3 protein-coding genes and 1 tRNA gene are annotated in these 4460 nt (G+C 74.5%); 3 read left to right on the forward strand and 1 reads right to left on the reverse strand.

Annotated features, from left to right (window positions below; genetic code table 11):
* Positions 1 to 237: 237 nt before the first annotated feature.
* A tRNA-Met gene (locus Q0A33_RS10185) sits at positions 238 to 311 on the reverse strand.
* 166 nt (positions 312 to 477) lie between these two features.
* Between Q0A33_RS10185 and Q0A33_RS10190 the strand changes: the two genes are divergently transcribed.
* Genes Q0A33_RS10190 through Q0A33_RS10200 form a run of 3 tightly spaced genes read left to right on the forward strand, consistent with a single transcriptional unit; the run spans position 478 to position 4332 of the window.
* A complete protein-coding gene (locus Q0A33_RS10190; protein WP_291795868.1) occupies positions 478 to 1761 on the forward strand; it encodes a glycosyltransferase in 1284 nt (427 codons plus the stop codon).
* The gene (locus tag Q0A33_RS10195) at positions 1751 to 3172 is read left to right on the forward strand and encodes a glycosyltransferase family 4 protein (protein ID WP_291795870.1); all 1422 of its coding nucleotides are present in this window, start codon (positions 1751 to 1753) and stop codon (positions 3170 to 3172) included. The genes Q0A33_RS10190 and Q0A33_RS10195 overlap by 11 nt, the downstream gene beginning before the upstream one ends.
* Positions 3169 to 4332: a glycosyltransferase family 4 protein gene (locus tag Q0A33_RS10200; protein WP_291795872.1), complete on the forward strand. Its 1164-nt coding sequence runs from the start codon at positions 3169 to 3171 to the stop codon at positions 4330 to 4332. Before Q0A33_RS10195 ends, Q0A33_RS10200 begins: the two co-directional genes overlap by 4 nt.
* Positions 4333 to 4460 lie beyond the last annotated feature (128 nt).

Raw genomic sequence — 4460 nt, forward strand, 5'->3', positions numbered from 1 at the left:
CCCCGCGGCAACAGATGCAACCCTACCCCAACCCGACCCTCCGCGCAAAACGACTGCGGGAGCGGTCAGGCAGTGCCCCGGGTGCAGGATCGCCCGGGCGGGCACGGGATGACGACGCAGCACGTCCGGGCACCGGCCTGACTCCTGTGCCCTCCGCGGGCGGGCAGCTCTATCACTGCCGCGTGGAATGCCGAAGGGCCCTGACCAGCATTCCTGCTGATCAGGGCCCTTCTCTCGTGGCGGGGAGGGGATTTGAACCCCTGACCTCCGGGTTATGAGCCCGGCGAGCTACCGAACTGCTCCACCCCGCGTCGACATGTACGACTCTACGCGGTGAACCTCGGGTGAACCAAACCGGAACCGGGTGATCTGCGGCACAGTCCTGCGTCCGTCGGTGTGAGGGACCGCCCGCGTCCAGATGAGAACCTCCTCATCGTCGTCTCATCGGTCCCTCACACCGCCTGCCCAGGATGGTGGGTGACACAGCAGACGGACGGGAGGCCGCAGATGACGGCGACGGTGGTGCTCTACTCGCACGACTCGGTGGGGCTCGGACACGCGCGGCGCAATCGCGCCCTCGCGCACGCTCTGGCAGAGCATCTGCCGGGGCTCCTCGGGGAGGAGGTGAGCGGCCTGCTCATCGCGGGGCACCCGGACGCGCCCGCGGACAGCCTCCCGGACGGCTGGGACTGGCTGGTGCTGCCCGGGTTCGACCGGACGGACGACGGCTATGCCGCGCGCCGGCTGCGGCTGACGGTGGAGCGCCTGGCCGCCGTGCGCGGCGCGACCATGGCAGGCGTCATGGACTCGCTGAGCCCTGACCTGTTCATCGCGGACCGCCATCCGCTGGGCGTGGACGGTGAACTGAGACCTGTGCTCTCCCTGCTGCGCGAGCGCCATCGCTGCGCCACCGTGCTCGGCCTGCGCGATGTGCTGGACTCCCCGTGGGCCGTCCAGGCGGAATGGGCGGCCGCCGGCGGTGCCGAGGCGGTGGCCGATGCCTACGACGCCGTCTGGATCTACGGCGACAGGCGCGTCTACTGCCCGGTGTCCACGGGAGAGGTGCCTGCCGGGCTCGCCTCGCGCAGCCTGTCCACCGGCTATCTCGCACAGGGCCGGCCGGAGGACGCCGGTGCCGCGGTGGAGGGCTCCTATGTCCTCACGGTGGTGGGCGGAGGCTCCGACGGAGCACCGGTGGCGCGCGCCGCCGCAGCCGCACCTCCGCCGCGCGGGCACCGGCACCTGGTCGTCACCGGCCCGCAGATGCCCGAGGAGCAGGTGCGTGCGATCCGGCTGCTCGCGCGCCCGGAGACCACCGTGCTGCGCTCCGTCCCGCACGTGCCCGCACTCCTCAGGGACGCCGCTGCGGCGGTGACGATGGGCGGGTACAACACCCTGGCCGAGGTGATGGCCACGACCACCCCCGCGCTCGTGGTCCCGCGCCGGTCCCGGCGTGCCGAGCAGCCGCGCCGTGCGGCCGCGCTCGCGGCGGCGGGCGCCGTCGAGGTGCTCCCCGCCGAGGCCTGCGAACCCCAGGCGCTGAGCGCCTGGTTCGCGAAGGCCGTCGGCACGGCCGTGGACAGGAGCGCCATCGACCTCGGCGGACTCTCCCGTGCCGCGGAGCTCGCAGCCCAGCTCATCCGCGCCCGTCGCGCGGCACCGATGCACTCGCCGCATCCGACGGGCGTGCCCCGGGCACGGGCCGCCTCGCGGCCTGCCCGCGTCCCCACACCTCTGGAGGCACTCGCCCATGCGCACTGACCACCTGCCCGCCGGCAGCTCATCTGCGGTCCGCCCGCCCGCGGTCCGCATGCCCGAGGCCCACTCGCCGTCCGGACAGCCGCTCGGCGCCGGTCCGCCCTCGGGCCGTCCCACCATCGGCTACGTGCTCAAGATGTATCCGCGGTTCTCCGAGACCTTCGTCGTCTCCGAGATCCTCGCCCGCGAGGCGCGCGGGGAATCGCTCGTGATCTTCTCCCTGCGGCCCAGCACGGACACGCGCTTCCACCCCGAGCTGGCCCGTGTGCAGGCACCGGTGATCCACGTGCCGCGGCCCTCGTCCGCCCACGGATGGTGGGAGACCTGGCGCACGGCCGGCGCGGACCCGGCGACGGCCGCGGGTCTGGTCACGGCGCTGCCCGCCCTGCTGGAGGCCGCGCACGACGACGCGGGACAGGCCGTGGCGCTCGCGGCGCTGGCCCGCGCCCACGGCGTCACCCACCTCCACGCGCACTTCGCCTCCGTCGCCACCCGGGTCGCGCGCCTGACCGGCCTGATCGCGGGCCTCCCGTACTCCTTCACGGCGCACGCCAAGGACATCTTCCACGAGGACGTGGACCCGGAGCTGCTGCGGACCGCGCTCGCCGGCGCGCACCACGCCGTCACCATCAGCGAGTACAACATGGCGCACCTGCGGTCCCGGTTCCCGGACGAGTGCGGACGCCTGCACCTCGTGCGCAACGGACTGGAGCTGGACCGCTTCGAGTACGCGCCCCGGCCGGCTCCCGCCGTTCCCGCCCGGGTCCTCGCGGTGGGCCGGCTCGTGGAGAAGAAGGGCTTCCGCCACCTGATCGACGCGGTGGACCGCCTCCGCGCCGCGGGCGAGGAGGTGACCGCGGACATCGTGGGCGACGGCCCGCTGCGGGAGGAGCTCGAGGCGGACATCGCGGCCCGGGGCCTCGGTGGAGCGGTCTCGCTGCTGGGACCGCGGACGCAGGAGGAGGTGGTGCGCCTGCTGGGCAGTCACGACGTGTTCGCCGCGCCGTTCGTGGTGGGTGCCGACGGCAATACCGACGGCCTCCCCACCGTGCTGCTCGAGGCGATGGCCCGGGGCATCCGCTGCGTCGCGGCGGACGTGACCGCGGTGAGCGAGGTGATCGTCACGGGGGAGACCGGCTGGCTCGTGCCCAGCGGCGATCCGGCTGCGCTCGCCCGCGCTCTCGCCGAGGCCGTGCACGCGGGCCCGTCCAGCCTCGCCCAGGCGGAGCGGGCCCGGGTGCTCGTCGAGCGCCGCTACGACTCCCGCCGCCAGGCGGCCGAGCTGGCCGCACTGGTGACCGAGGGCTCGTGCGGGGCGGAGGGCTCACCTGCGACCGTGGGGGAGCGCGGACGCCCGGCGGGCACCGACGGCCCGAGCGGCCGGCGCGGTGCGGAGGAGAGGATCCCGGCATGAGGATCGCCTATCTCCTCGCAGACCCCGGCATCGGCGTCTTCGGGACGAAGGGGGCCTCCGTCCACGTGCAGGAGGTGGTGCGGGCGCTCATCGCACTGGGGCACCAGGTGACGGTGTTCTGCGTGCGCAGCGACGAGTCCGTGCCGCCGGACCTGGAGGATCTCGAGGTCGTCCGCGTCCCGCTGGGGCGTGCGGCGGACGCCGCGGAGCGCGAGGTGCGGATCGCGGAGGCGGCACGGGCGCTCGCGGCCGCCGCAGTCGCGCACCCGGACTCCTTCGACCTGGTCTACGAGCGCTACTCCCTCTTCAGCACGGCGGGGGAGGAGGCGTCCCGTGCGCTGGGCATCCCCCTGGTGCTGGAGGTGAATGCCCCGCTCATCGAGGAGCAGCGCACCCACAGGGAGCTGCACGACGCGGAGGCCGCGCTCGCCGCGACACTCCGCCAGTTCCGCCGGGCCGAGGTCCTGGTCTGCGTCTCCGCCCAGGTGGCCCGGTGGGCGGGCACGATGTGCCCGGAGGCCGCCGGCCGCGCCGTCGTCGTCCCCAACGGCGTGGACGTGACGCGGATCTGCCCGGCGCAGCCCTCCCTGCGCCGTGATGCGCGCTTCACGGTGGGCTTCGTGGGCACGCTCAAGCCCTGGCACGGCACCGAGGTCCTCCTCGAGGCCTTCGGCCGTGCGTGCCGCTCCGCCGCGGACGACTGGCGGCTCGACATCTGCGGCGCCGGTCCGGAGCTGGCTGCGCTGCGGGAGCGCGCACACGCCCTGGGGATCGCCGAGCGGACGGTGTTCCGTGGTGCGCTGCCGCCGCACAGGGTCCCGGAGATGCTCGCCGGCCTGGACATCGCCGTCGCACCCTACCCGCCCGGCCCGCACTACTTCTCCCCGCTCAAGGTCTACGAGTACCTGGCCGCCGGACTTCCCGTCGTCGCCTCGGCCGTGGGGGACCTGCCCGCGCTGCTGGGGGACGGCGAGCGGGGCCTCCTCGTCCCGCCCGGTGATCCCGCTGCGCTCGCCTCCTCCCTCCGGATCCTCGCGGCGGATCCGGCGCTGCGGGCGCGCATGGGGGCGTCCGCACGGGCCGCGGCCGTGGCGGAGCACTCCTGGACCGGGCGCTGCGCGCAGTGGCTCGGGCTGCTCGAGGGGGTGCCGGTGCCATGAAAAGCAGTGCGCGCCGCCTGCACCGCCAGGCGCTCATGCGGACCCTGCGCATGCTCCTCCCGCACCTGCGGCGCCACCGCCTGCTGGCGCTGGGAGGTCTCCTCGCCCTCGCCGGCGACGTCGTGTTC

It is taken from the genome of Brevibacterium sp., assembly GCF_022712115.1.
Lineage (GTDB): Bacteria > Actinomycetota > Actinomycetes > Actinomycetales > Brevibacteriaceae > Brevibacterium > Brevibacterium salitolerans.